At 32.7% G+C, this 294-nt stretch carries 1 protein-coding gene; it reads right to left on the bottom strand.

All coding sequences use genetic code 11. The features are described from left to right. Nucleotides 1–294: TipC family immunity protein (locus ADH52_RS04560; RefSeq protein WP_049510364.1), on the bottom strand; the 294-nt coding region annotated here is incomplete at both ends.

The raw sequence follows: 294 nt of genomic DNA on the forward strand, positions 1-294 counted from the left end.
TTTCTCTAATTCTTCTTTAGAAATATTATATTTTCTGAGATATTCTCTTATTTTTTCTTCATCATCAAGATATTGACCTGGTTGCCTTGGCTCTTCAAAAATCGCAAGCCCTTTTTTGAGCACTTTCTTTTGCATATTATAGTGTGCTGAATACCATAGGGTAATATCCGAATTAATCCTTTTTTCAAAACGTATCGTCATCCCTTTAATACCTTCTCCAAAATTAAAGCTAATACTTATGTCTTTATAACCTTCAGGATGAGTTTGATACTTCCCTGAAGGGGTGTATGCAAA

Source organism: Streptococcus pseudopneumoniae (genome assembly GCF_001072665.1).
GTDB classification, from domain to species: Bacteria; Bacillota; Bacilli; order Lactobacillales; family Streptococcaceae; genus Streptococcus; species Streptococcus pseudopneumoniae_S.